23 protein-coding genes and 1 pseudogene are annotated in these 24,320 nt (G+C 43.3%); 12 read left to right on the top strand and 12 right to left on the bottom strand.

Annotation, left to right across the window (positions count from 1 at the left end; all coding sequences use genetic code 11):
* The first annotated feature begins 29 nt into the window (after positions 1-29).
* From sufB to MED217_RS16715, 10 genes and pseudogenes are all read left to right on the top strand, one after another.
* Complete coding sequence (gene sufB, locus MED217_RS16760; protein WP_009781748.1) at positions 30-1,475, top strand: Fe-S cluster assembly protein SufB; 1,446 nt, start codon at positions 30-32, stop codon at positions 1,473-1,475.
* 53 nt (positions 1,476-1,528) lie between these two features.
* Complete coding sequence (sufC, locus tag MED217_RS16755) at positions 1,529-2,281, top strand: Fe-S cluster assembly ATPase SufC (RefSeq protein ID WP_009781747.1); 753 nt, start codon at positions 1,529-1,531, stop codon at positions 2,279-2,281.
* A gap of 27 nt (positions 2,282-2,308) precedes the next feature.
* Positions 2,309-2,707, top strand: a pseudogene (locus MED217_RS19060) (four helix bundle protein).
* A gap of 30 nt (positions 2,708-2,737) precedes the next feature.
* Positions 2,738-4,051, top strand: a complete 1,314-nt coding sequence (gene sufD / locus MED217_RS16745; protein WP_009781745.1) for a Fe-S cluster assembly protein SufD — start codon at positions 2,738-2,740, stop codon at positions 4,049-4,051.
* Between the two features lie 45 nt (positions 4,052-4,096).
* The gene (locus tag MED217_RS16740) at positions 4,097-5,335 is read left to right on the top strand and encodes an aminotransferase class V-fold PLP-dependent enzyme (RefSeq protein ID WP_009781744.1); all 1,239 of its coding nucleotides are present in this window, start codon (positions 4,097-4,099) and stop codon (positions 5,333-5,335) included.
* A gap of 65 nt (positions 5,336-5,400) precedes the next feature.
* Positions 5,401-5,796: an META domain-containing protein gene (locus MED217_RS16735; RefSeq protein ID WP_009781743.1), complete on the top strand. Its 396-nt coding sequence runs from the start codon at positions 5,401-5,403 to the stop codon at positions 5,794-5,796.
* A gap of 11 nt (positions 5,797-5,807) precedes the next feature.
* Positions 5,808-6,236, top strand: a complete 429-nt coding sequence (locus MED217_RS16730) for a SufE family protein (RefSeq protein ID WP_009781742.1) — start codon at positions 5,808-5,810, stop codon at positions 6,234-6,236.
* 99 nt (positions 6,237-6,335) lie between these two features.
* Complete coding sequence (locus MED217_RS16725; RefSeq protein WP_009781741.1) at positions 6,336-6,665, top strand: DUF59 domain-containing protein; 330 nt, start codon at positions 6,336-6,338, stop codon at positions 6,663-6,665.
* A 14-nt stretch (positions 6,666-6,679) separates the two neighbouring features.
* The gene (locus MED217_RS16720) at positions 6,680-7,189 is read left to right on the top strand and encodes a DUF2480 family protein (protein ID WP_009781740.1); all 510 of its coding nucleotides are present in this window, start codon (positions 6,680-6,682) and stop codon (positions 7,187-7,189) included.
* 82 nt (positions 7,190-7,271) lie between these two features.
* Positions 7,272-8,156 (top strand): DUF3078 domain-containing protein, encoded by an 885-nt coding sequence (locus tag MED217_RS16715; RefSeq protein WP_009781739.1) that lies wholly within the window; start codon positions 7,272-7,274, stop codon positions 8,154-8,156.
* Between the two features lie 169 nt (positions 8,157-8,325).
* Here the strand turns inward: MED217_RS16715 and hflX are convergent, their stop codons facing one another.
* The gene (hflX, locus tag MED217_RS16710; protein ID WP_009781738.1) at positions 8,326-9,546 is read right to left on the bottom strand and encodes a GTPase HflX; all 1,221 of its coding nucleotides are present in this window, start codon (positions 9,544-9,546) and stop codon (positions 8,326-8,328) included.
* Positions 9,547-9,624: 78 nt separating this feature from the next.
* Here hflX and MED217_RS16705 point away from each other — a divergent pair, with 78 nt between their 5' ends.
* Positions 9,625-10,572 (top strand): endonuclease/exonuclease/phosphatase family protein, encoded by a 948-nt coding sequence (locus MED217_RS16705; protein WP_009781737.1) that lies wholly within the window; start codon positions 9,625-9,627, stop codon positions 10,570-10,572.
* Here MED217_RS16705 and MED217_RS16700 read toward each other — a convergent pair.
* From MED217_RS16700 to MED217_RS16660, 9 genes are all read right to left on the bottom strand, one after another.
* Positions 10,569-10,883: a DUF1456 family protein gene (locus MED217_RS16700; RefSeq protein WP_009781736.1), complete on the bottom strand. Its 315-nt coding sequence runs from the start codon at positions 10,881-10,883 to the stop codon at positions 10,569-10,571. The genes MED217_RS16705 and MED217_RS16700 overlap by 4 nt on opposite strands.
* An 89-nt stretch (positions 10,884-10,972) precedes the next feature.
* Complete coding sequence (locus MED217_RS16695; protein WP_040533008.1) at positions 10,973-12,046, bottom strand: hypothetical protein; 1,074 nt, start codon at positions 12,044-12,046, stop codon at positions 10,973-10,975.
* A gap of 14 nt (positions 12,047-12,060) precedes the next feature.
* Positions 12,061-13,377 (bottom strand): DUF5723 family protein, encoded by a 1,317-nt coding sequence (locus MED217_RS16690; protein ID WP_040533787.1) that lies wholly within the window; start codon positions 13,375-13,377, stop codon positions 12,061-12,063.
* Positions 13,378-13,485: 108 nt separating this feature from the next.
* Positions 13,486-14,112 carry a response regulator gene (locus MED217_RS16685; RefSeq protein WP_009781733.1) on the bottom strand — a complete coding sequence of 209 codons (627 nt, stop codon included), beginning with the start codon at positions 14,110-14,112 and terminating at the stop codon, positions 13,486-13,488.
* A complete protein-coding gene (locus tag MED217_RS16680; protein WP_009781732.1) occupies positions 14,109-15,971 on the bottom strand; it encodes a sensor histidine kinase in 1,863 nt (620 codons plus the stop codon). The genes MED217_RS16685 and MED217_RS16680 overlap by 4 nt, the downstream gene beginning before the upstream one ends.
* Positions 15,971-16,558, bottom strand: a complete 588-nt coding sequence (locus tag MED217_RS16675; RefSeq protein ID WP_009781731.1) for a hypothetical protein — start codon at positions 16,556-16,558, stop codon at positions 15,971-15,973. The genes MED217_RS16680 and MED217_RS16675 overlap by 1 nt, the downstream gene beginning before the upstream one ends.
* Positions 16,559-16,632: 74 nt before the next feature.
* The gene (locus MED217_RS16670; protein WP_009781730.1) at positions 16,633-17,292 is read right to left on the bottom strand and encodes a peptide deformylase; all 660 of its coding nucleotides are present in this window, start codon (positions 17,290-17,292) and stop codon (positions 16,633-16,635) included.
* Between the two features lie 41 nt (positions 17,293-17,333).
* Positions 17,334-18,740 carry a DUF5689 domain-containing protein gene (locus MED217_RS16665; RefSeq protein WP_009781729.1) on the bottom strand — a complete coding sequence of 469 codons (1,407 nt, stop codon included), beginning with the start codon at positions 18,738-18,740 and terminating at the stop codon, positions 17,334-17,336.
* Positions 18,741-18,776: 36 nt separating this feature from the next.
* Entirely contained in the window at positions 18,777-21,617 is a 2,841-nt protein-coding gene (locus tag MED217_RS16660) for a TonB-dependent receptor (RefSeq protein WP_009781728.1), read from the bottom strand.
* Between the two features lie 87 nt (positions 21,618-21,704).
* Between MED217_RS16660 and MED217_RS16655 the strand changes: the two genes are divergently transcribed.
* A complete protein-coding gene (locus MED217_RS16655; RefSeq protein WP_040533006.1) occupies positions 21,705-22,763 on the top strand; it encodes an endonuclease/exonuclease/phosphatase family protein in 1,059 nt (352 codons plus the stop codon).
* On the opposite strand, the gene MED217_RS16650 is transcribed toward MED217_RS16655, so the two are convergent.
* Together MED217_RS16650 and MED217_RS16645 are read right to left on the bottom strand one after the other, a co-directional pair.
* Positions 22,760-23,764 carry a YihY/virulence factor BrkB family protein gene (locus tag MED217_RS16650; RefSeq protein WP_009781726.1) on the bottom strand — a complete coding sequence of 335 codons (1,005 nt, stop codon included), beginning with the start codon at positions 23,762-23,764 and terminating at the stop codon, positions 22,760-22,762. The genes MED217_RS16655 and MED217_RS16650 overlap by 4 nt on opposite strands.
* On the bottom strand, positions 23,757-24,203 hold the full coding sequence (locus MED217_RS16645; RefSeq protein ID WP_009781725.1) for a hypothetical protein: 447 nt from the start codon (positions 24,201-24,203) through the stop codon (positions 23,757-23,759). Before MED217_RS16645 ends, MED217_RS16650 begins: the two co-directional genes overlap by 8 nt.
* Between the last annotated feature and the right edge of the window lie 117 nt (positions 24,204-24,320).

The raw sequence follows: 24,320 nt of genomic DNA, 5'->3' as shown, positions 1-24,320 counted from the left end.
GTTTTTTAAAACAGCATAGATAACAGTATATGGCATATACAGAAGACGATTTAGAAAAAGAATTAGCTACCAAAGAATATAAGTACGGCTTTTATACCGATATAGAATCTGAAACTTTTCCGGTGGGGCTTAACGAGGATATCGTTCGCGCGATCTCTAAGAAAAAAGAAGAGCCGGAGTGGATGACCGAATGGCGTATTGAAGCGTTTAGACACTGGCAAACACTTGAAGAGCCAGAATGGGCTAATGTGCATTATGAAAAACCTAATTTTCAGAATATCTCGTACTACTCGGCACCTTCAAAAAAGCCGAAATACGATAGTCTTGATGAGGTTGATCCAGAATTGCTAGATACTTTTAAACGTCTTGGTATTTCTCTTGATGAGCAAAAGAAACTTGCGGGAGTAGCTGTAGATGTGGTTATGGATTCTGTTTCGGTAACTACAACATTCAAAAAAACCTTAGCAGAAAAAGGAATTATCTTCTGTTCAATTTCTGAGGCGATTAAAGAGCATCCGGAATTGGTGAAAAAATACATTGGTACAGTTGTACCTAAAACCGACAATTTTTACGCGGCTTTAAACAGCGCTGTATTTAGTGACGGTTCGTTCTGTTATATTCCAAAAGGCGTGCGTTGCCCAATGGAACTTTCAACCTATTTTAGAATCAATCAAGCGGGAACCGGTCAGTTTGAGCGTACGCTGGTTGTGGCAGATGAAGGAAGTTATGTAAGTTATCTTGAGGGATGTACTGCACCTTCGCGTGATGAGAATCAGTTGCACGCTGCCGTGGTAGAGTTGATCGCTCTTGATGATGCAGAGATCAAATATTCTACCGTTCAAAACTGGTATCCCGGTAATGACGAAGGAAAAGGTGGAGTTTACAACTTTGTGACCAAGCGTGGACTTTGTGAGAAAAACGCCAAGATTTCCTGGACACAAGTAGAAACCGGTAGTGCCGTTACCTGGAAATATCCAAGTTGTGTATTGAAAGGTGATAATTCCATCGGAGAGTTTTACTCGATCGCGGTGACTAATAACTTTCAGCAGGCAGATACAGGAACCAAAATGATTCACTTAGGTAAGAATACAAAGAGTACGATCATTTCAAAAGGTATTTCAGCAGGACAGTCGCAAAATAGTTATCGCGGTTTAGTTCAAATTAATGGTAGAGCAGAAAATGCACGTAACTTCTCGCAATGTGATTCACTTTTGATGGGGAATAAGTGTGGCGCACATACCTTCCCGTATATCGAAGCCAAGAACAAATCTGCTAAAGTAGAGCACGAAGCGACTACCAGTAAAATTGGTGAAGATCAGATCTTCTACTGCAACCAGCGCGGAATTGATACCGAAAAAGCAATTGCATTGATCGTAAATGGTTTCAGTAAAGAAGTATTGAATAAGCTTCCGATGGAGTTTGCGGTAGAAGCACAAAAATTATTGGAGATTTCATTAGAAGGTTCCGTAGGATAAAAACAAAATAAAGAACATCAGAAAAAGGCATTTAGCCCCAAAGAATAGAGAATATGTTAGAGATAAAAAATCTTAATGCAGGTATAGAAGATAAAGATATCCTTAAAGGTATTGACCTTAAGGTAAATGCAGGTGAAGTACACGCCATAATGGGACCTAACGGTTCGGGTAAAAGTACATTGTCTTCTGTAATTGCCGGGAAAGAAGAGTACGAAGTGAATGGTGGTGATATCATTTTTGAAGGCGAGTCTATCTTAGAATTAGATGCAGAAGAACGTGCACACCAAGGCGTGTTCTTATCGTTTCAGTATCCTGTTGAAATCCCTGGTGTTTCTGTTACCAACTTTATCAAAACGGCGATCAATGAGACGCGTAAAGCTAAAGGTCTAGAAGATATGCCCGCTAGCGATATGCTTAAGATGATTCGTGAAAAGTCTGAGTTGTTAGAGATCGATCGCAAGTTCTTATCGCGCTCGCTTAATGAAGGGTTTTCAGGTGGTGAGAAGAAACGTAATGAGATCTTCCAAATGGCGATGTTAGAGCCAAAATTGGCCATTCTTGATGAGACGGATTCAGGTTTGGATATTGATGCATTGCGTATCGTTTCTAATGGTGTGAACAAATTGCGAAGCAAAGACAATGCGGTTATTGTAATCACGCATTACCAGCGTCTTTTAGAATACATCGTCCCAGACTTTGTACACGTTTTAGTAGACGGAAAAATCGTAAAATCCGGAGGTAAAGAGTTAGCGCTCGAACTGGAAGAGAAAGGATACGATTGGGTAAAAGCTGAACTTACAGCTTAGAAGATTCAAGCTTCAAAATTCAAAATTATGGCATCTATAAAGCGATTTGAAGATTTGCAGATCTGGCTGGATGCACGAGTTTTGGCGCAGGATATCATTGAAATTATAAAAAGTACAGAGCTCTGTACTAATTTTAAATTAAGGGATCAGATTATTAGTTCATCTGGAAGCGTAATGGATAATATCGCCGAAGGATTTTAACGCAATGGTAATTTAGAATTCAGGCAATTTTTATCAATTGCAAAAGGCTCTTGTGGAGAAGTTAGATCTCAAGTATATAGAATTTATGACTGGGATTATATCGACAAGCCTCAATTGGAAGCGCTAACATCAAAGTGCGAACAATTAAGTAAACAGATAGCTGGTTTTATAAACTATTTGAACAAAACAGAACTCAAAGGAAGTAAGTTTCAGGCTAAATCTTGAATTCTAAAACTTTGAATATTAAATTTAATTATGAGTTTAAAAGATAAATTATTATCATCATACTTGACCTTTCAAGAGAATACGTCATTTGACAACAGTATTCTTGATATAAAAGATCAAGCCATAAAAGTTTTCGAGACTGAGGGATTCCCAAGTAAGAAAGATGAAAACTGGAAATACACTTCTTTAAACAGCGTTACCAAACCTGATTACAGCTTGGTATCGCACGCTGATGATGCTATTGAGTTCAAAGACGTAAAGCAATACTTTCTAAATGATATAGACACCTTTAAGATCGTTTTTATCGATGGGGTGTACAGTTCGTACCTTTCAGAAACTACACACGATGGTGTTGATGTTTGTCTGTTGAGTTCAGCGCTTACAAAGCCTAAATTTAAGCAGGTCATTGATGTATACTTCAATAAAATTGCAAAAAAGGAAAGCCTTACAGCATTAAACACGGCTTTTGCAAAAGAAGGGGCTTACATCTATGTGCCCAAGAGTCGCGCAGTAAACAAGCCTATACAGATCGTGCATTTATCTACCGGAAGCGAAGCAAATTTAATGCTTCAGCCGCGTAACTTAATTGTTGCTGAAGAGAATGCAGAAGTTCAGGTTATAGAGCGTCACCAGAGTTTGAGTTCAAATGCAGTATTTACCAATTCGGTTACCGAAATTTATGCCGGTAAGCACGCGCGTGTAGATTACTACAAAATTCAGAACGACAAAGAAAATGCTTCACTAATCGATAATACACACATCGATCAGCAGGAATCAAGTGAAGTATCGGTTCATACCTTTTCTTTCGGAGGAAAGCTTACGCGTAATAATCTGAATTATTATCAAAATGGTGAACACATCAACTCTATTCTAAAAGGGGTTACCATCATTGAAGATAAACAGCACGTAGATCACAATACCCTTGTGCATCACAGACAGCCTAATTGTGAAAGTCACCAAGACTACAAAGGGATTTTTGACGACAGAGCTACCGGAGTATTCAATGGTAAAGTGGTTGTAGACGATATCGCTCAGAAAATCAATGCCTACCAGTCTAATAACAATATTTTGGTAAGTGATAAAGCTTCGATCAATTCTAAACCGCAGCTTGAGATTTTTGCAGATGATGTGAGATGTTCTCATGGGTGTACCATTGGGCAGCTTGATGAAGATGCTCTATTCTATATGCGTACCCGCGGAATCGGTAAAAAAGAAGGTCGTGCTTTGTTGATGTATGCGTTTGCGAATAATGTTTTAGAAAGTGTAAAAATACCACAGTTAAAAGCACGTATTACCAATCTTATCGCCGAAAAACTTGGCGTTAATATTGGTTTTGATCTCTAGGCAAGACCTATTCGTCTTGCGACTAAATCGTCAAAAATTGTACATATGGCTACTGCTAGTACCACATCAACCTTTGATGTCTTAAGAATACGCGAAGATTTTCCTATTCTAAACCGCAAGGTTAACGGGCAGCCCTTGGTTTATTTTGATAATGCAGCGACTTCACAAACGCCGCAACAGGTGATCGATGTGATCGTGGATTATTATTCAAATTATAATGCCAATATTCATCGTGGTGTACACGCGTTATCGCAAGAAGCAACAGATGCTTACGAGCAAGCGCGCATAAAACTGCAAAAGCATTTCAATATTCCGCAGGCGTATCAAACGCTTTTTACCTCAGGAACCACGCACGGGATCAATATTGTAGCTTCAGGTTTTTCTGAAATTTTAAAGGCAGGTGACGAAATCATTGTTTCGGCATTAGAGCATCATTCTAATATTGTGCCGTGGCAAATGCTTTGTGAAAAAACAGGAGCAGTGCTTAAAGTCATTCCGATGACTGACAGCGGGGAATTAGATATGAATGCCTTTGACGCGTTGCTTTCTGCGCAGACAAAACTGGTTTTTGTGAACCACGTGAGTAATGCACTCGGTACCGTAAACCCTATTGAAGAAATAATTGCAAAAACCCACCAAGTCGGAGGCGCTGTTTTGGTAGATGGGGCGCAAGCTTCACCACATATCAAGGCAGATGTTCAGGCTTTGGACGTTGATTTTTATGTGGTTTCAGGACACAAGATGTGTGGTCCTACAGGAGTGGGAATGCTTTATGGAAAAGAAGCGTGGCTAGAAAAATTGCCTCCGTATCAAGGAGGTGGTGAGATGATCGATCAGGTTACTTTTGAAAAAACGACCTATGCGGGATTACCTCATAAATTTGAAGCAGGAACTCCAAATATCTGTGGGGGTATTGCCTTTGGTGCTGCCATCGATTATATGAATGCGATTGGTTTTGATGCTATTGCTGCGTATGAGCACGAGCTGCTCGTCTATGCTACCCAACAGCTTCTAGAGATAGAAGATTTACGTATTTACGGGGAATCAAAAGATAAAACCGCCGTGATCTCGTTTAACGTGGGATCTATTCACCCTTATGATATCGGGACCATTTTAGATAAATTGGGAGTTGCGGTACGCACGGGACATCATTGTGCACAACCTATAATGGATTTTTATAAAATTCCGGGAACGGTAAGAGCTTCGTTCTCTTTTTACAACACCAAAGAAGAAATTGATGTCTTTGTAGCTGCGGTAAAAAAGGCAGTAAGCATGTTGGGCTAATTTTAACCTTTAGGCCGCTGCATATTTTATTGATTCCTAGTATTTTCACATTAAAATACTCAACTATGAAAACATTTGCTATCGTATTGTTACTGGCCTTTGTGAGTTTTAATGCTTGTAAGTCAGCAGATAAGAAAATTAAGGGTCCAAAAGGAGAATACGTTGTGCAGGCTGTTCAAGGCGATACAGTCTCTGATAAAAAGATCACCTTGATCTTTGATCCGGAAAAAGGTCAGGTTAGCGGTAAAGGCGTGTGCAACAGCTATAGTGCGACCTATGTGGTAAGTGAAAATAATATTAAGTTTTCACCGGCTATGGCGACAAAAATGATGTGTCCCGAAGGAACTTCTGTAGAATACAACTTTTTTCAGGCCTTACTCAAAGCGAGTAACTTTAGCTTTGATAAGAGTGTATTAGAACTTTACAACGCGGACGAAGAATTGATTTTAACAGCAAAATAAAGCAAACTACTATGAGTAGTATTCAAGAAATACAACAAGAGATCATTGAAGAATTTGAGATGTTTGACGACTGGATGCAGCGTTATGAATATATGATCGAGTTGGGAAAATCACTACCACTCATTGACGATAAATATAAAACCGACGAATACATCATCAAAGGCTGTCAAAGTAAAGTTTGGGTTCACGCAGATTTTAATGAAGGGAATATTGAATTCACTGCAGATAGTGACGCAATAATTACCAAAGGGATCATAGCGATCTTGATTCGTTCTTTTTCTAATCAACCGCCGCAAGCTATTCTGGATGCCGACACTTCTTTTATTGATAAAATCGGCTTAAAAGAACATTTGTCGCCAACCCGTGCTAATGGTTTGGTGAGTATGATCAAGCAGATAAAATTATATGCAGTGGCCTATCAGGCAAAAGCAGAATCCTGATGAATTGAGAAATGGCTTAACACTAACAGCAGGAATCTGTAGTCTATTGATATAGAGGCATACCAAGCGCCCTAGACAAACGATTTAAAGATTAATATTATGAGCGATACAAAAGAGATAGATACACAAGAGTTAGGCGAAAAAGTAGTTCGCGTACTTAAGACGATTTACGATCCGGAAATCCCGGTAGATATTTATGAACTGGGACTCATTTATGACGTATTTGTAAACGAAGATTATGAGACTAAGATCCTAATGACGCTTACTACGCCCAACTGTCCCGTTGCAGAAACGCTTCCGGTAGAAGTTGAAGAGAAAGTAAAAACCATCGATATGGTTAAAGACTGTGAGGTTGAAATTACGTTTGACCCGCCGTGGAGCCAGGATCTGATGAGTGAAGAAGCAAAACTGGAGCTGGGATTACTTTAATCTAAAATAGTGCTATGGAAGAGATTGTTAACCGGGTAGCCAACAGCAAGCTTAAGACCTTTGATCTAGAAAAATTATATCCCGCCGGAAGACGGGAAACTATAGATATCGCACAGTGGTTGACGGAAGGTTTTCTGCTGCGCGAAAAAGAATTTAGAGCAAGCCTAAAAGCATACGATTGGGAAGCTTATGAAGATGCGTATGTGGCGCTGTATTGCAGTACCGATGCGATCGTGCCGGCGTGGGCTTTTATGTTAGTAACGACCTATCTGGAACCTGTAGCCAAGAAAGTGGTAATCGGTTCACTTACCGATCTTGAAAGTATTCTTTATGCTGAAATTATTCAAGAGCTGGATCTTTCAGAATTTAAAGATGAATTTGTGATCGTAAAAGGTTGTTCAGATAAACCGGTACCTCAAAACGCATATATTTTACTTACGCAAAAACTGCAAAAGGAAGTCAAAAGTTTGATGTTTGGCGAGGCGTGCTCGTCTGTACCTTTATTCAAGAAAAAGAAGCATTAAGGGAGTTTTCAGATTTATTAAAAAGGCATCCTGTTTATTTTTTTGAGTGCGGTATCTTTGCTGCAACACTTAAAACCAAACAATGAAAAAAAGAAGTCTTTTATTCTTGCTGGCACTTACCACTGGCGTAGTAATGGCTCAGGAAGACGAACCTAAAGAGGGTTGGACCAAAGAAGGAAACATTTCTCTATTATTCAATCAAGCTGCGTTTAACGCAGAATGGCAAGGCGGAGGGACCTCCAACTACGGCGGAAACATCAGTCTTAATTATGATTTTAACTATCGCAAAGGCGATCTTACCTGGGATAATAAGATCATTGGAGATTTTGGTCTGACCAAAGTAAAAGACCAGGAGTTTACCAGAAAAACAAACGACCGACTTGAGTTTACGTCTACCTTAGGGAAGCAAATTGAAGAAAGCAATTGGTATTATTCCTTTTTTACCAATATGCGTACGCAGTTTGCAAAAGGATATACCTATGGGGAAGATGCCGATGGAAATACTACACGAACTGAAAGAACGCATTTTTTCTCGCCGGCCTATTTGCAATTTGGTCCGGGTATGTTGTGGAAGAAAAACGACAATTTTAAAGTAAACATTGCGCCTGCAACAGCACGTTTTATCTTTGTAGATCCAAGCTTCACTAGCGGTGCCGATTATGTTGACGGAAAGTATTTTGGTGTGGATGCCGGTAAAAGTTCGCGTTTTGAATTGGGTGCTTCTGTAAATGCTTTTGCAAAATTCACCTTGATGGAAAACGTGACCTTGAGCAATACCCTCAATTTATACAGTAACTACCTTGAAGATCCGCAGAATGTAGATATTGACTACACCGGAAATCTGGTAATGAAAGTGAATGACTTTATCTCAACCAACTTTATTTTTCAAGCTATTTACGACGATAATGCCGTTGGAGCATTTCAAATACGGGAAGTATTGGGTGCCGGACTTACGTATACCTTTTAAGCAAAGCGGAAGTTTAAATAACAAAAAACCCGATGCAGAAAGCATCGGGTTTTTTGTTGGCACCGCCAAAGGCTTTAATACGCTGAGATTTTTCTCGAAATTGAAAATTCTTTTCCAACCAATATCTCGCGAGTTCGCCTTGAGGTAATTTATTAAAATCTAAAGTGCGCTATTCTTCTTCGCCGTAAGCGTCGTACTCAGGATACAAGAAATTATTGTAAGGAAAACGCGTAATGTGAATTTCACGTACGCGATCATAAACCTTCTTGCGGAACGCTTCCATATTATCTTTATTCAATGCCGAAATAAAAATGGCATCGCCGTCTACACGGGACATCCAGGTACGTTCCCATTCTTCTAAAGTAAAATGCTCTTCTGTACGTTCGGTAACTAGATCATCTTCATCAATGGTTTTATGCGTGTATTGATCTATTTTATTAAAGACCATCAACATCGGCTTGTCTGAACCCCCTATCTCATCCATAATTTGGTTCACCGAAGCGATGTGATCTTCAAATTGTGGGTGCGAGATATCAACAACGTGTAGTAATAGATCGGCTTCGCGCACCTCGTCTAAGGTGCTTTTAAACGATTCTACCAGCTGCGTAGGCAGTTTTCTAATAAATCCTACGGTATCACTCAATAAAAACGGAAGGTTGCGAATAACCACTTTTCTCACGGTAGTATCCAACGTAGCAAAAAGCTTGTTTTCTGCGAAAACTTCACTTTTACTTATCGTGTTCATCAATGTAGATTTCCCAACATTGGTGTATCCTACCAAAGCGACACGTACCAAAGCGCCGCGGTTTCCTCGCTGTATGGCTTGTTGCTTGTCGATCTTTTCAAGTTTCTTTTTAAGTAACGAAATACGATCACGCACAATACGGCGGTCGGTTTCAATTTCGGTTTCACCCGGTCCGCGCATTCCGATACCTCCTCGTTGACGCTCAAGGTGCGTCCACATCCCGGCAAGGCGTGGTAGTAAATATTCATATTGCGCCAGCTCTACTTGAGTACGCGCATAACTCGTTTGTGCGCGTTGTGCAAAAATATCAAGGATCAGGTTGGTTCGGTCAATGACCTTACACTTTAAGATCTTTTCAATATTCTTCTGTTGCGCAGGGCTCAATTCATCATCAAAAATGGCAGTACCTATTTCATACTGGTCTACATACGCACGCACTTCTTCCATCTTCCCGCTACCAATAAAGGTTTTGGGATTGGGCGTATCCATCTTTTGGGTAAAGCGTTTGAGCACTTCACCACCTGCGGTGTACGCGAGAAACTCGAGTTCGTCAAGATATTCCGTCGCTTTATCCTCGTCCTGAAACTGTGTAATTAAACCGATCAATACGGTTTTTTCATATTCTATTTTAGTCTCTTCAATCATAAATAAAAGTAAGCTGCAAAGATACGGATTTAGAAGCTAAGGCTTTCTTAAATTGCTGTTTACAAAATATGTTTCAAAATGCCCTCAACCAAACTTACCCTTGCTTTTTACAATCTTGAAAATCTTTTTGATACCCTAAAGGACCCCAATATTCTGGATGCTGATTTTACGCCGCACGGCGGTCTCAAATGGAATCACGAGCGGTACACGCAAAAGTTAAACGGACTCGCAAAAACCATTGCTCAAGTGGGCAAAGCCGAAACGGGACAAGCGCCTGCACTTATTGGCGTGGCCGAAGTTGAAAATAAAAAAGTACTCAACGATCTTCTACAAACCGAAGCATTACATACAATGAATTATGATTTTATACATCACAATTCACCGGATGAGCGCGGTATTGATACGGCGTTACTATATGATAAAAACCGCTTTGAAGTGCTTGAAAGCAGGAGCTATTCTTTACATCTTCAAACGGCTCAAGGGGTACGCGATTTTACGCGCGATATTCTTTATGTAGAAGGAAAACTCGCCGGTGTACCTGTTTTTGTTTTGGTCAATCACTGGCCCTCACGGGGAGAAGGTGTGGCAATTTCTGAACCCAAACGTATTGCTGCGGCCGAGCGTAACCGTGAAATCATTCAAGATATTCAGGCACGCGATCCTGAAGCTCGAATCCTTATAATGGGAGATTTTAATGACGACCCGCAGAGTATCGCGGTGCGTGATCATCTGGTATCCACCGATTTTTACAACCCGATGGTCTTTTTATTAACGCGTTATGCCGGCTCCTTAAACCATCGCGGCGACTGGTATTTGTTTGACCAGATCATTTTGTCGCCCAACTGGATGAAAGCCTATGACAATCCGCTAGAGTATGAGAAATCTGCGATCTATAATCCGGAGTATTTAAAAGAGCAGGAAGGGAAATACCGCGGCAACCCATTACGCACCTATGCCGGTGACAAGTATCTGGGCGGCTTAAGCGATCACTTTCCGGTATATACGATTTTTAAACTGGAAGATTAGTCTGCTTTATTAGGAGAACCTTTCTTCTTCGTATTTTTCTTTTTATCCCCGTCTTTTTTAAGGGCCGGTTTACCGGCTTTCTTTTCGGGCATAGGGCCGCGCATATGTATGACGAGTCCGTTGAGGAAATTCCGAAGAAATTGATCTCCGCATTCTACATATTTAGGATGGTTTTCATTTCTGAAAATAGCGCCCAATTCACTCTTGGTCACTGCAAAATCTACCAACGCACATATTTTTACAATATCGTCATCACGCAGTTTTAGCGCTACACGTAATTTTTTAAAGATGTCGTTGTTAGATAAAGCCATAGTAGAAAATTAGAAGGTAAAGTTAGAAATAAAAAACGCTTCAGAACTACTGAAGCGTTTTTTATAAGAATGGCTAATTCAAATAAATTCTATTGCTTTTTAAAAATCCCTTTTACGGTTACTTCTTTACCATCTTCTATATAAGTTTCCGTTAGTACAAGTTCTCCCGAGATAACTTCTACCAAAGCATTTTCTACATATAATATCCCGTTTTCAAAGGTCTCGTTTTCAGAAGAATCCAATAGGTTTTTATACTCAAAGTCTACGATGCTGATGGTCTTTTGGCTAGCGTTATAGGTCCATTTTCCTAAATATTGTTCCTTATAACTTTCTGTATCTCCATAGACTGCTTCACAGTCAGCTGCTGATGCATCGTAGTCTATGGTTCTATAAACATCATCGTAAACTTCATTGTAGTTTCCGTTACTCTCAAGAGTTAAAACCCAATCCTCTTTTTCATTTAATTGATAATCGGCTTCAAAAGAGCCTCCGGTGTTACAATTGATTGTGGTACGGTCTTCATCAAGATTTGCAGGATCATAGCGGTCAAACAACCAACTGCCAGTCAAGCTCTCAGGGCCACCCCATTCTTGTACTGTTACGCATACAGTACTTGGCTGACTTATATTATTATCAGAGTCATAAATACAAATCTCATAGCAAAATGTACCTACGGGAATTGTGTTTGAAAATTTTACGTTTATCTCATAGTCATTCTCTTCAAGTAATTTATGCTGAGCAAATTCATTTTCTTTCTTAGTTCTTAAGGGTCTCTTTTCTTCAAATGAAGAAGCGGGTATGTCAAAATAACCACCTGCAGTCTCACCATCTTTTTCAAGGATTCTTAAGTAAGCTCCCGCGATGTCATCATTTGCTGTAAAAGGAACTGTATAGCCGGTATTCAAATACCCAGATTGGCCATCGGTATTAATTTTAAAAAGAATAGAGCTGTTTGGGCTGGGAGGAGCACCAGCAATGTATGCTGCATCTGGGATAGAGATGCCAGACTCTAAATCAGCCAGAGGTATGCTCGCTTGTTCTTCCTGAGTTTCTTCTACAGATGCTTCCTCAGTGGAGTCATCAGATGTTGAACAGGATTGTAAGCTGTAAATCAACGCAAATACCATTAGCATTACGCCTAGTTTTTGAGTACTTGTTTTCATGAATTTAATTTTAATTATTGATATATTGGAATTTTTAAACCTAAATAGACGTCTGCAGCTTTAGAATTGCTTGACATCAAATTGCTTAAAGCAGAAGCAGAACCTAGAGTAAAAGGCCCGGCACGTAGCCCTACACCCCACGAAAAACCGGCATATTGACGTATACTTAGCGGCATATAGGCGCTAAACCACTTGGTCTCGATTCTTGGAGAAAGCGTGAGGCTATTGGTAATACGATTTGCGCGCTCTTGCGTGTTAGAGATCATCGATAAGGAAGTTTGTAGGTTTACGTAAAATTTATTCTTCAAATGATAATCGGCCATTAGGTGCAAGGCGGTAGGCAGGCTCAGTTTTACCGTTTCCAGGGTTTCGGTGCCTGTATAGTTTTCATCTAAAACGGTTTCTACATCTTCGTCTTCAAACTCTTGCGTGTTTACCGTTCCGGTGACTTCATAGTGATTGATGGTACTCTCATCATAACGTAAAGCACCTAAGTCTGTAATAGATACACCCAGTTTCAGTTTGTATTTGTTTTGACTGCGCAAACTCATATCCTGAGTTTCAGGACGGAATTCATAAATAAAACCTACATCGGCCCCAAAGCCCGAAGACAGACTTTCAAAGCTGATGTCTTCGTTGTCAAAATCTACAGTGGTGCCATAGTTTAAGCTTCCTGTTGTAGTGAGTGTTTCCTGAGCAGCATTATAGCTTCCATTTAAATTAGGACTATGAATAAAGAGTCCGCCGGCGCCGTTGAGGTATTTCAAGGTGACTCCACCTTTTAAAAAGTGTTGTTCTTTATTCAGCAATTGTCTTCCATAGGCGACTCCTATTTCTGCAAAAATATGAGCGGTTCCGCTTAAGTTTTCAATAGCAAAATCAAAATCCTGCTCGGTGTCAAAATCATTGGTGACGTTCTCATATAGTGTCCCGCTAATGTTGTTGATGTTGAACATTCCACGCACACGGGTAATCAGGCCAATGCTGCTTTTAGGAGAAAGATTGAACATAAATGAAGGTCCCATCACATCAGTATTGATATAGAAGTTATTGGCATCGGTTGGGTTTTGATTCACTTCTTCTTCAAAATCAAAACCTTCTTCCCCAGAGCCTAACTCCGTTAGATTGAGACCGGCATAATCGTTTCCTGCGGAAACGCCAAAAGAGATCAGGTTGATATCTGCGCGCATCCTTGAGTCAAAAACCGAAGCCGGATTGTACATCACGCCATGTATACCAGAATAGTTGTCTATGCGATGCCCAATATAGTTTTGTGCAGTAAGCGAAAGACTGCTGAAAGCAGTTAAAAAAAGAAATGTAATGTTTTTCAAAGGACTAGTTTTAAGATTAATAGGTTCAAAGCTAGCGAAATGAAAAACCGAATTAAATACCGGATAAGGGGTATTCTTGAGTAGCATCAGCTACGTTTGACCGGGATTTTAAAAATCATATTTTCGGTCGAGTGCATACCGAAGCAGTTCACCTTTTCCTTTGAGTTCGAGAATACGCATCATGTTTTTACGGTGCGTGTCTACGGTATGCACCCCGATAAACAATTCGTCTGCGATCTCCCGAGAGGTTTTTCCCTGAGCGATAAGGCGAAGGATCTCGAGTTGGCGCTTGGTAAGTAAACCGCTTTTGGAGGTTGCGCTGTGATTTTCTTCAAAAGCCCTTAGATCAATTTGAGAATCAAAAAAAGGCGTTCCCTCAGCTACAGTTTCTATGGCGTTTTTTAAGGTTTGTAAACTGGAGTTTTTTAGAATGTATCCCGAAGCTCCGGCATCAAGCATTTGCTGTACCGCATCTTGCTGGTCAAACATTGTAAAGGCAATTACGGCGATCTTAGGAAACTCTTTCTTGATGATTTCGGTAGCCTGAATCCCATCCATCTTGGGCATTCTTATGTCTGTAATGATCACATCCGGTTGATGTTTGCGTACGGCTTCTACCAGTTCTAAACCGTTGGTAGCGCTGCACACCAGTTGAATATGTGCTATATCCTGGATCAAAAGCGCAATGCCGTCGATTAAGGATTGATGATCTTCTCCTATTGCGATACGTATCATATGGGTATGTCTATGATGACGGTGGCGCCTTCGCCGGGTGCCGACTCAATAGTCAAGCTGCCGTCAAGGTGATTTACACGTTTGTCTATGCTGCTGATGCCCATTCCCTGGCTGCGCGCACTTATGTGTTGTGGATTAAATCCTAGACCATCGTCTTCAACCATGATATTGAGCGAATCTCCGTGATTGATCAAGTGGATGGTTGCTGTTTTGGCCTGTGCGTGTTTTATAATATTGGTAATGAGCTCTTGAATGATCCTGAAAATACTCAGTTCGAGACTGTTTTCAAGTCGGTTGGTCATGCCGTGATGTACCACTTGTATTTCGAGCCCGTTGAGCTGCGATACTTTTTGAGCCAGATCTTTAACCGCTTTCAATAAGCCTTGGTTGGCAATCACTCCGGAGTTTTTTGCGTGGGCAATACTGCGTACTTTTTGATAGGCTTCCTGCAGCAAGGTGTCGGTTTTATCAAACAGGTCGGGGGCCTGAGAGGCTTTTAAAGATTCAAAATGCATACGCACATTGGTCATCAAAGCGCCAAGATCGTCGTGGAGTTCTCCGGCAATACGGGTGCGTTCCTTTTCTTGTCCCGCGATCATTGCGTCGATACTGGCGAGTTCCTGATCTTTTAAAAGATTGGCCACGCGTTCTTTTTCTAACTCGCTTTCCTGCTCGGCCAGTTTGCGTCTTTTTTTACTGTTGTTGAGTATTAAATAGGCGATTACAATTGCTATGATCAAGAGGATACTTAAACCTCCGGCGATGAACAGAAAGCGTTTTTTAGCTTGTCTTTCTTCAAGAAGTGCGTTAGCATTTTTTTCAGCTTTTAATTCTACCTGAAGTCGGGAGATCTCTAGTGAGTTGTCTCTAAAGTTGATATTGTGCCCGGCTTCTACATAGGTTTTATAATGCGCCAGCGCCAGCGAGTCTGCTCCCATACCTTCATAAAACATAGAAGTATAGTACTCTACAAAAAAGGTGTTCTTTAACGCATCTTGCGGATTGAAACAGCAGGTGATCTCTTTCAGTTTTTCAAGCGCTTGTTCAGAGTTGCCCTTGAGATGTTGGATGTAAGCCAATTTGGTAATGGCAGAAAACCTGTTGTCGTTGTAATACGGGAGGTCTTTTCCTTCGTCAAAGACCTTTTGATAATACAGTGCTGCCTGATCGTACTGTTCGCGCAATTCATAAAACAAGGCTACTTCCAGATAGAGTTTAGGCAGGAGCTTACAGTCGGGCTCCAGCTGGGCGATCAAGCCTTCAAGCAGGGCGGCTTTGGTATGATAAACCGATTTGATGTCGATCTCTGAAGAATAGAAAATAACCTCATAGATCTGAAAATACACCTGATCGTGAATGTCTGCGATCAACTTCTGGTATTGATCCAGAAACACCTCATAGTTGTTGTTGTTGCGCGCGATCTCATGATGAAAATACTGTAAGATGGCACGCAGGGCACGACGCTGCAAGGGAGCATACGCTGTTTCATTAGCACTTTCTAGTGCTGAATAAAAATGCGGATAGGCTGCCGTACGGTCTTGTAAAAAGTAAAATTTATAATACCCGGTATTCAGTAGGTACACTGCATTTAAAAAGGGATCGTCACTGGTGCGCACGACACAATCCGCTTGATAGCGCTTAGAATTGCCCAAAAAACCTTCGTAGGTGAGTTGGGCAAAAACCTCAAGCGGCTGCGTATATTGAGTGTCGTCGATGCGCTCCAAATGCGATAGCGCTTCTTGATGCTCCAAGGCTTTTAATGCTTGAAAATACGCATCGTACTTGGAAAGGTCGGTGTGCTGCCCTAACGCCAGGCTACACCAAAAGAACAACAGAAGTCCGGGCAGCCTTATACGCATTAAATCAAAATTTTCAATTCAGACATCATGCAGCGTTTTCCCGGAGCAAAGCCTGCTTTCTCAGAGCTTGTAGTAGAAGAAGTGCCTTCAATACATTTAACGATATCTTCAGCTTGGTCCATTTCTAAAGTATGATGTGGAATGCGTCTGGCCGTATACGCACCATCTCTGTAGAAAAACTCATCGTCGTGAACGCCTTTTTTGAATGCATCTTTAATTTCAGCTAACTCACGAATAAAGTATAAATCTTTGCTACAATCAACTTTGATATTTTTCACGGTTTTTTTTGTAGCATTTGAAAGGGCTTCAAGATGTAAATGAAAGCAATTCTTAGCTTCGTCAAAGCTTACATCTTCAAGTCCTATGTTGAAAAGCCCTTTGTAATTGACCAGTTCAAATTCAACTGTTGTTATTGTTTGATATCCTTCTTCGCTACTGGGTTCGGTACTGAAGGTTCCGTTAACTAAGAAAAAGCTACCGTAGATTTGCGAGGCGTAGACAACCTGTTTGTATTTTTTAGCTTTAGATCCAAGGTAAATTAGTCCCGGAGCCGCTTCTAACGGACTAAATCGCGTCTGAGTTTCCATAAGTTATAAGTTTTATTAGTTTAGGTGATATTAGCATTAATTTGAATTGTTTTAAATACCTGATACCCGGTATTTTAATTGCTGAGCGTATCTAAGGTCATTAAGCCTTCGGCGTCTTTGATCTCTTGTTTTAAATGATCGAGATAGAGAATCCCATTCAAATGGTCGATCTCATGTTGAAACACCACCGCTGTAAAGTCTTCTACCATTTCGATCTCGTGCGAGGCGTCGGGCTTATCGTATTCCACGAGAATGGCATACGCTCGTGTAGAGAGGGTGTCGCGTCTGCCGGGAATCGACAAACAACCTTCAGGACAATCTTGTTTTTTCTTAGAGTATTGTTTGATCACAGGATTGATGATCACTTCAAAAGGGAAGCCTTCTTTGTCAAAGCGCTGTACCCAGGCGATGCGTTTTAAGATACCCACCTGAGGAGCGGCAATACCCGCACCCAGCGAGAGGCTGTCGCGCACCGTGGTATACATACGATCGATGAGGTTCATCAGCACCGTGTCTTTAGGGTCTACGGTTACTGCTTCACTGGGCGTGCGCAGTAAAAGCGAGTCACTTTCTTTAGTGATCTTAAAAACACGCATCGGCGTGGCAGAATCTGCAGCCATAATCAACTGGGCTTGCTCATCGGTGAACTGCGCTTGAGGTGTTGCTTTTTCATTTTTAGAGCTACAGGCGATTAAACAAACCAATAGCAAACTGAGTAGGGTAGTTTTGATCAAGTGGTGTCGGTTTTAGTTTCCTAAAAATAACATTTTATTATTTAGTCGGCGGTAATGCTGATGTTGTCCAGTTGGTAAGTGCCGTCAAAGGCTTCCTGCGTACTGCCGGTATATTTAAAGGCAACATATCCTGTTTCTGCAGGAGTGCAGGAGAGGTTCACGATTCCGCTGCTGTACCAATCGCCAAAGAAATCCTGATCGCGTATCACAAAGGCGTCGCGCAACAACTGCCACCGGGCTTGCGTAACGGTCGTTGGGTCTCCATCCCAATCGGTACTGAAAAGCACCTCAAGGTCACTGCCATCTGCAAAGCTGCTGCTGGTTTCAAAACGCAGTCGCACCTGTGTATTGTTGGCCAGATCAATAGCCGGAGTGATCAACCAGCACACACTCAAGGCGTCTCCCGACTGGTACGAATCGATACGCGCAGAAACGCCCTGTGAGGAATTGGTTCCGCTGGCGTTGTAGGCTTCCCAAGCTTGTACCCCGTATTCTATATAATTGGTCCAGCCGTTGCCTTCAATAGGATTGTTGCGGGATTGTTCACTGAAATCTTCAGTAAAGAGAAGTGTTTCCCCTTCGGTTGTTGCTTGTCCGCATCCATATACTTCGGGATCGCAGCGGTCGTCACTTGAAAAGTCGATCGCCTGAGTGGTGTTGATGCGTAGGATGTAGAAATCGTCATAAAAGTCTCTGCTCAGAATACCGCTAATACTTCCCTTTCCTGACGGAAGTGCAACCGACTTAAAACTGGCAAAGGTGCTGGTGCTTACCAAAGTTCTGCCACGGGGGTCGCAGGTTTCTAAAAGGCGAATGCCATCAAACGCATCGGTGACTTCTCCGGCAAAGGTTTTGGGAAAGGCACCCAGAACCTCGCTTTGACTAAACTGCGCCTGATCGAGCTGAATCAATACGTTCTCATAAGCTTCAGAAAACTGCGAAATGGAAAGCGGTAACGGAACCAGTTCGGCTACTTCAGCGTCCCGCACAACGTGACTGTTGATAAGACTGCCCGGAATATCGGTGATGCCATTGCCGTCTCTAATCCCCAGTTGCATGACGCCATTTTCTGTAGTGATGGCTAGCCCGTCTACATACACATAGACTTTTCTGCCCGGCTCATAGGTAGTGTACAAGGCATTTTCATTGAGTTGCAGCGTAATGCCACTACTTGGGTTTTCTGGTGCATCCTGCAAGAGGAGTTCGTGATAAAAGTTACCGGCCACATCACTGCTTATCACATAACCGGTAAAATAGGTGTCTGTGGCTTCAAAGCTTACCACAGGTTCGCTGCTTTGTCTTAAGCTGTTGAGTACGGCGTTGAGTGCTATTTCGGTGCCGGTGGGAGTTACGGTAGTCGCTTCGGTTTCTGGAACTTCAAATTCCTGAGTGATACATCCGCAGAGGCAACATGCGTAAAGACCGAGAAGTATAGGTTTTGCATTCATAAGACTTATTTTTTTGCTTTCGCGAAAGCGAACGGTTTAAAAGCGTACATAGCAATTGAGATAAAAGGTGGTGCCGTATCCCAGAAAATACCGGTTTCCAAAAAGCGGAGTTTGCCGGGAGCGTTCTTCGGTGAGTTTTTGATAATCACCGATGCGGGAATCTTCAAAACCACCGGTTTTATAGCGGGTGTTGAGCGCGTTGTTGATCAGCCCGAAGAATCCAAAGGTATACTGCTTGACCCGCCAGGATTTACCGCCTACCAGATTGACCAGGTAATAGGACGGTAACTGTTCTTGCTGTAACAGCTCACGTGCAGTATTGGTGTCATAGGTAGTTAAAGGCTGTCCGTCTCCGGCTCTTGCAAAAGCCCCCGAACGCCTCAAATAACTCACATCTACATACGCGTTTGAAAACCGATTCACGCTTGCGCCCAACCACCAGAAATCGGGATCTCTGTAATCAAAGCCTAATTGATAGGCTTGCTCGGGACCTCCCGCCACCCGGTAGTTGGTGAGTTGTACAGCACCATCCCCAAAGCGTATGGGCTCTGGGGCTAAAGTGGTTGTGTAATATACCTGTGGATCGCTGGTATACCGATACTGTCCTACAGCTGCTGCCGCTTTAAACGTTAGCGTAGGATGCACCTGATACGAAGCACCCAATTCAATACCCAGGTTTTGTCTACCGATGCCGGTTGTGACCTCTTGTACCAGCGCATTACCTTGGTCGATCAAAGGGGTTTGCATCGATTGGGTATAGAAATAGGAGACTTCACTTCCGTTGGAGAAGTTGAGATAATATCCCGTGAGCCGCGCTTTGAAGGCATTACCTCTAAAGATATAGCTGGCATCCAGATTGAGGATGCGCTCTGCTTCGGGACTTGCGATGCTTGCGTTGTTTTGCCGGGCATTGGTAAACAGGGTTTGTGTGGGTAAGGGCTGGGTAAGCACTGCCGAATTGACCTGCAGAAAATGCTTGCTGTTGAGCTTGTAGGTAAGGCCGGCTTTGGCACCATAGGTCGTAAAATCTACCGATGCGCTGCGTCCCAAAGAAGCGTCACCGGGGTAGTATCCGTTTTCATAATAGCCTTCGCGGCGATGGGTTGTGTTTTGTATCTGCAACCCTAAATACCAATCCAGATGTTTGTGGGTAGCTTCAAGTTGTGCAAAGGCAGCAGCTTCCCGGGTCACTAAGCCGTAACGGTATTTGTAGGCATCACCAATACCCACGAGGCGATTTCGGTGTTGAAGGTCGCTCTGAGCGAGGTCACCACCGGTGGTGTTGTCATCCTCCGCAAAGCTGTCGATATCCAGCCAGGCCGCGCCACCCAATAAATCGTCTAGCTCTGCGTAGTTCTCACTGTTGAGGTGGGTGAAGCTAACCCCTGCTTGTAGCTCATACTGCTCAGACCATCGGCTTTTCAACAGGCTTGAAGCTTTAAACAGGTGGTCTTTAGTGACATCGTTCTGCACGGCATAAATGCTGTTGAGTCCGCTTGCCGTGGCGGTTTGATTGGCGCGGTACAGGGCCTGCCAGTCGAGTTGGCCATCTTCCATGAATGCCTGTTCGGCGAGATAGGCTTGCTGGTATTGGGCTGCCGTGGGATTCTCAAACCTGAGAAAATAACTAGGTAATTTTTGATAATAGTTAGGTGCGGGATTGCGGGCGCCGCCTATAAAACTTTCCTGGCCATTGGGATTGATGACCAGCGTATTGCCGGTATAGTCGATGCGCGAATTTTTTGTAGTTCCCCACTGGTAGGCAAGATTGGTATTGAGACTGCTGTGGTCGTTCCACTTCCAATAGTGCGATACGATTGCCAGGGGTTCTTCGATCTCCCGGTTGCGGGCGTTACGGGGTGTGTCGTTCTGGTAGCCCCAGTTGGGATTGTAGTCTGCTCCTTTCAGGTCGATCACTTCCTGGGTGAGTGCGGTACTTCTTCCGCGGCGGTTGGGGGTGTAAAGCAGTGCGAGATTGATGCTGTGCGTTTCCGAAAGCAGTTTTTCAGCAGCGATAAACAGACTGTTGGCATCATAGAAGGTCCCGGCGATAGCGCCTTCCTGCCCAAAACGTCGGGAAGCCAAAACCGCAAAGGCCCAATTAGATTTGGTCATCCCGGTGTTGTAGCTGCCCATCACCCTGCCGGTGTAGGTGCGGTTTGCTGTTGCATACGAAATGCGACCCCCGGGTCTGTAGGCGGTAGCGCGCATGTTAAAATGCAAGGCTCCGGCAGGCGCGCCAAAGCTATAGGCCGAAGGCGTAAACCCCATACTGAATTCCCGATTCCGCATCGCATCGTTGAGTCCGCCCCAATTGCTCCACTGCGGTCTCCCGCTGTTGAGTTTGTTGAGGGTGATTCCGTTGATGAGTACCCGGCTGTATTTGCTGTCCAGCCCACGCGGTCTAAAAAAGGTAGCGCTAAAATCAAAAGCTGCCGCATTGCTAAATACATCATTGGTGGCGCCGAGCAATCCCGAAATCACATTATCCTGTAGTGCGTCATCGCTGTTCAGTTGTACATCAGAGAGGCTGATGCGCGTTAGGTTTTCATTGGCTTCTGCCAGATCGATTTCCATCGGGATAAAATCAAAAACGATGGGTGTATTGGGCGTGATCGTGATGGGAAGGTGTAGCTCGAGGTAACCCGATTTACGCAGTTCGAGCTGGTAGCTGCCCGGTGCGAGTTCCGGAGATAAGGTAAAGCTTCCGGTCTCATCGGTAGTGGTTTGCAGTGGCGTGGTGAGGATGCGTACCTCCACCTGCGGAAGCGGGGCAGCCGTAGACACATCTTTTACCGTCCCACGGATGCTCACCTGTTGTGCGATCAGGTGCGAGGCACTCCCCAGCATCCAGATAAAGAGCGTAAACTTCTTCATAGCAGCAGGTTTAGAACTAGTTTTACGGGGGAGGGATGTTCTAAATTAGAATTTAATGTAACTTAACGATCTGATTTTAGGTGTGTTATGCGAAATATTCGATTAAAGGTGTTGTGGGTGCTCCTAGTTAACCCGATGCTGTGCATTTTTGCGATGCAAAAGCAAGAATACCAATTGGTTACGGTGGCCTTTTACAATCTGGAAAACCTGTTTGATACCGAAAACGATCCCATCACCTTTGATGACGACCGCACGCCCGAAGGCAAGGACCGTTGGACGCAGGAGATCTATGCCGATAAGCTGCTGAAAATGGCCTCGGTGATCGCGCAAATCGGTCCGCCGGAAGCAACCACCGCCCCGGCACTTGTGGGGGTGGCAGAGATCGAGAACCGCAAGGTGTTAGAAGATCTGGTCAATCAAACTCCACTGAAACAAAGCCACTATGGGATCGTGCATTACGACTCGCCAGACCGGCGGGGGATCGATGTGGGGCTGTTGTACGATCCTAAGCTTTTTCAGGTGGTGAGCAGTAAGGTATACGAACTCAAACTTTACGATCCGGAGCGTGAAAACCGACGGATCTATACCCGCGACCAACTCTTAGTAAGCGGAAATCTTGCCGGAGAACGGATGCATATTCTGGTCAATCACTGGCCGTCGCGCAGTGGAGGAGAAGCACTTACGCGACCGCGACGTATGGCAGCAGCAGCGCTTAACAAACGCATCATCGATTCTATTTTGAGTGAAGAGCCGTATGCCAAGATCATCAGTATGGGCGATCTTAATGATGATCCTAAAGATAAAAGCCTCAAAAAGATCTTAAAGACCAAAGCCCGCCCGGAGCAGGTAGGGCTTCAAGAGATCTACAACCCTATGGAGCGGATGGCTAAACGCGGACAAGGCACTCTCGCGTATCGCGACAGCTGGAATCTTTTTGATCAGCTCTTGCTTTCTGCGGCTTGGCTGCAACGGGATTATGAACACTTTCAATACTATAAAGCCGGGATCTTTAATAAGCGCTTTTTACAAACGCCCGAAGGTCCCTACAAAGGCTATCCCTTTAGAAGTTTTGCTAACGGAAAGTATACCGGCGGTTATAGCGACCACTTTCCGGTCTATGTGTGTTTGCTGCGTAAAGCCGATTAAGGGGTGTTAGACTCTTCAGGATTGGTGGCTAATTTTATTGCTTTTTTTTTATCGGCTTCTACTTGCTTTTGTTTTTTGCGTAAGGCTTCCATCTCTTCGGTATGGGCAAGCTTGGCGTGGCTGTTGGGAACGATCTTATGTTTTTTAGCGATCGCATACTGCACGGTGATCTCAGCACCAAAGAACAGGATCAGGCAGGTGTAATTCACCCAAAGCAAGATCAATACGATAGAAGCAGCGCCCCCATATACTGAGGCGGGATTGCTGCTGGCAAAGTAGTAGCCCAAAATGCTTTCCCCTATAAGAAACAGGATCGCGGTAATGCTAGCGCCCAAGACGGTGGTCTTGTACCCCATTTTGACATCGGGGAGTATTTTAAATATCGCAGCAAACAGCGAGGCGATAAAGAGAAACGAGATGAGAAAACGCAAGGCATCGGCAAAGACGACGGTGATCGACGGCGCAAATTGAGAGAGGTAATCGGTTAGTAAATTCAGTAGTACGGTGATCACAAAGGCCACAAGCAGCATAAAGCCCAGCACGAGCACCATCCCAAAAGCAATGGCGCGGTTGATGAGCATCCGCTTAAAGTTTGATTTCTTTTCGGTGACGTTCCAGATGGTATTCATGGTTTTCTTCATCTGAAAGAAAACCCCTGTCGCACCATAGATCAGTGCGGCAATGCTGATGATCAGCGTGATCCAGTTGTCGTTCTCTACCGTGACCTTTCCTATCATTTGTTCAATAGCAATGGCTACTTCGGGCGAGATGAAACGCGCGATCTCATCATGAATACGTCCCTGTACGGCTTCCGGGCCAACAAAAGCACTGGCGATACTGGTGACGATCATCAGCAGGGAAGGCAGTGAGAATAAGGTGTAATAAGCAATAATGGCGCTCTTGGCAAAGGGATCGTTACGGTCCCAGGCGAGGTAGGTGTTTTTCAAAAAGATAAACAGCCTGTAGCCTTGCTTAAGTATGGGATTTTTAGGACTATTCATCGCCTAGAAAGGGTCTAATGACATAGTCGAGTTCGTCTACCGCTTTTATGCTCAAGTCGATACTGCGGGTTTCAATGCTGTCTTTGCGGGTAAGCGTAGGGATCACGTAGCCGGAATAATTGGCCGGTAGTTCTTTTTGGGTGGTGTTGAATTGACGCTCGCATTCCGCAGCCATTTTAGTATAATCGTTGAGTTCGATATTCAGTTCCAGATGCCGGCCCTCATCGTCGAGTCCGTCAATCGTATTATCTGCCGAAACCGGATCGTAGATCAGCTTTTTAGTACTCAAATTATAGGTGTTGCCACGGGTATCGATATAGGTGTACTGCGGGGCGTTGGGAAGTGTAGTTTTGGCAGTGGTCAACGCGGGTACGGTTTTACAACCTACACTCAGGCTAAGCATTAAAAAAGCAACAAGAACAGCGGCGATACGAGGCATAGTCAATTCTTTTAAGGCTTAAATTACAAAAGCCGGCATTTTTGCGATTTCTGTTTAGACATAGTTTAACGTTTAACAGTACAACTTTGGGAAATAATTGTAGTTTTGAGAAAATAC

The sequence above is a fragment of the Leeuwenhoekiella blandensis MED217 genome (assembly GCF_000152985.1).
Classification (GTDB): Bacteria; Bacteroidota; Bacteroidia; order Flavobacteriales; family Flavobacteriaceae; genus Leeuwenhoekiella; species Leeuwenhoekiella blandensis.
Note: the sequence above shows the minus strand (reverse complement) of the source record. Positions and strands in the feature narration are given on the sequence as shown.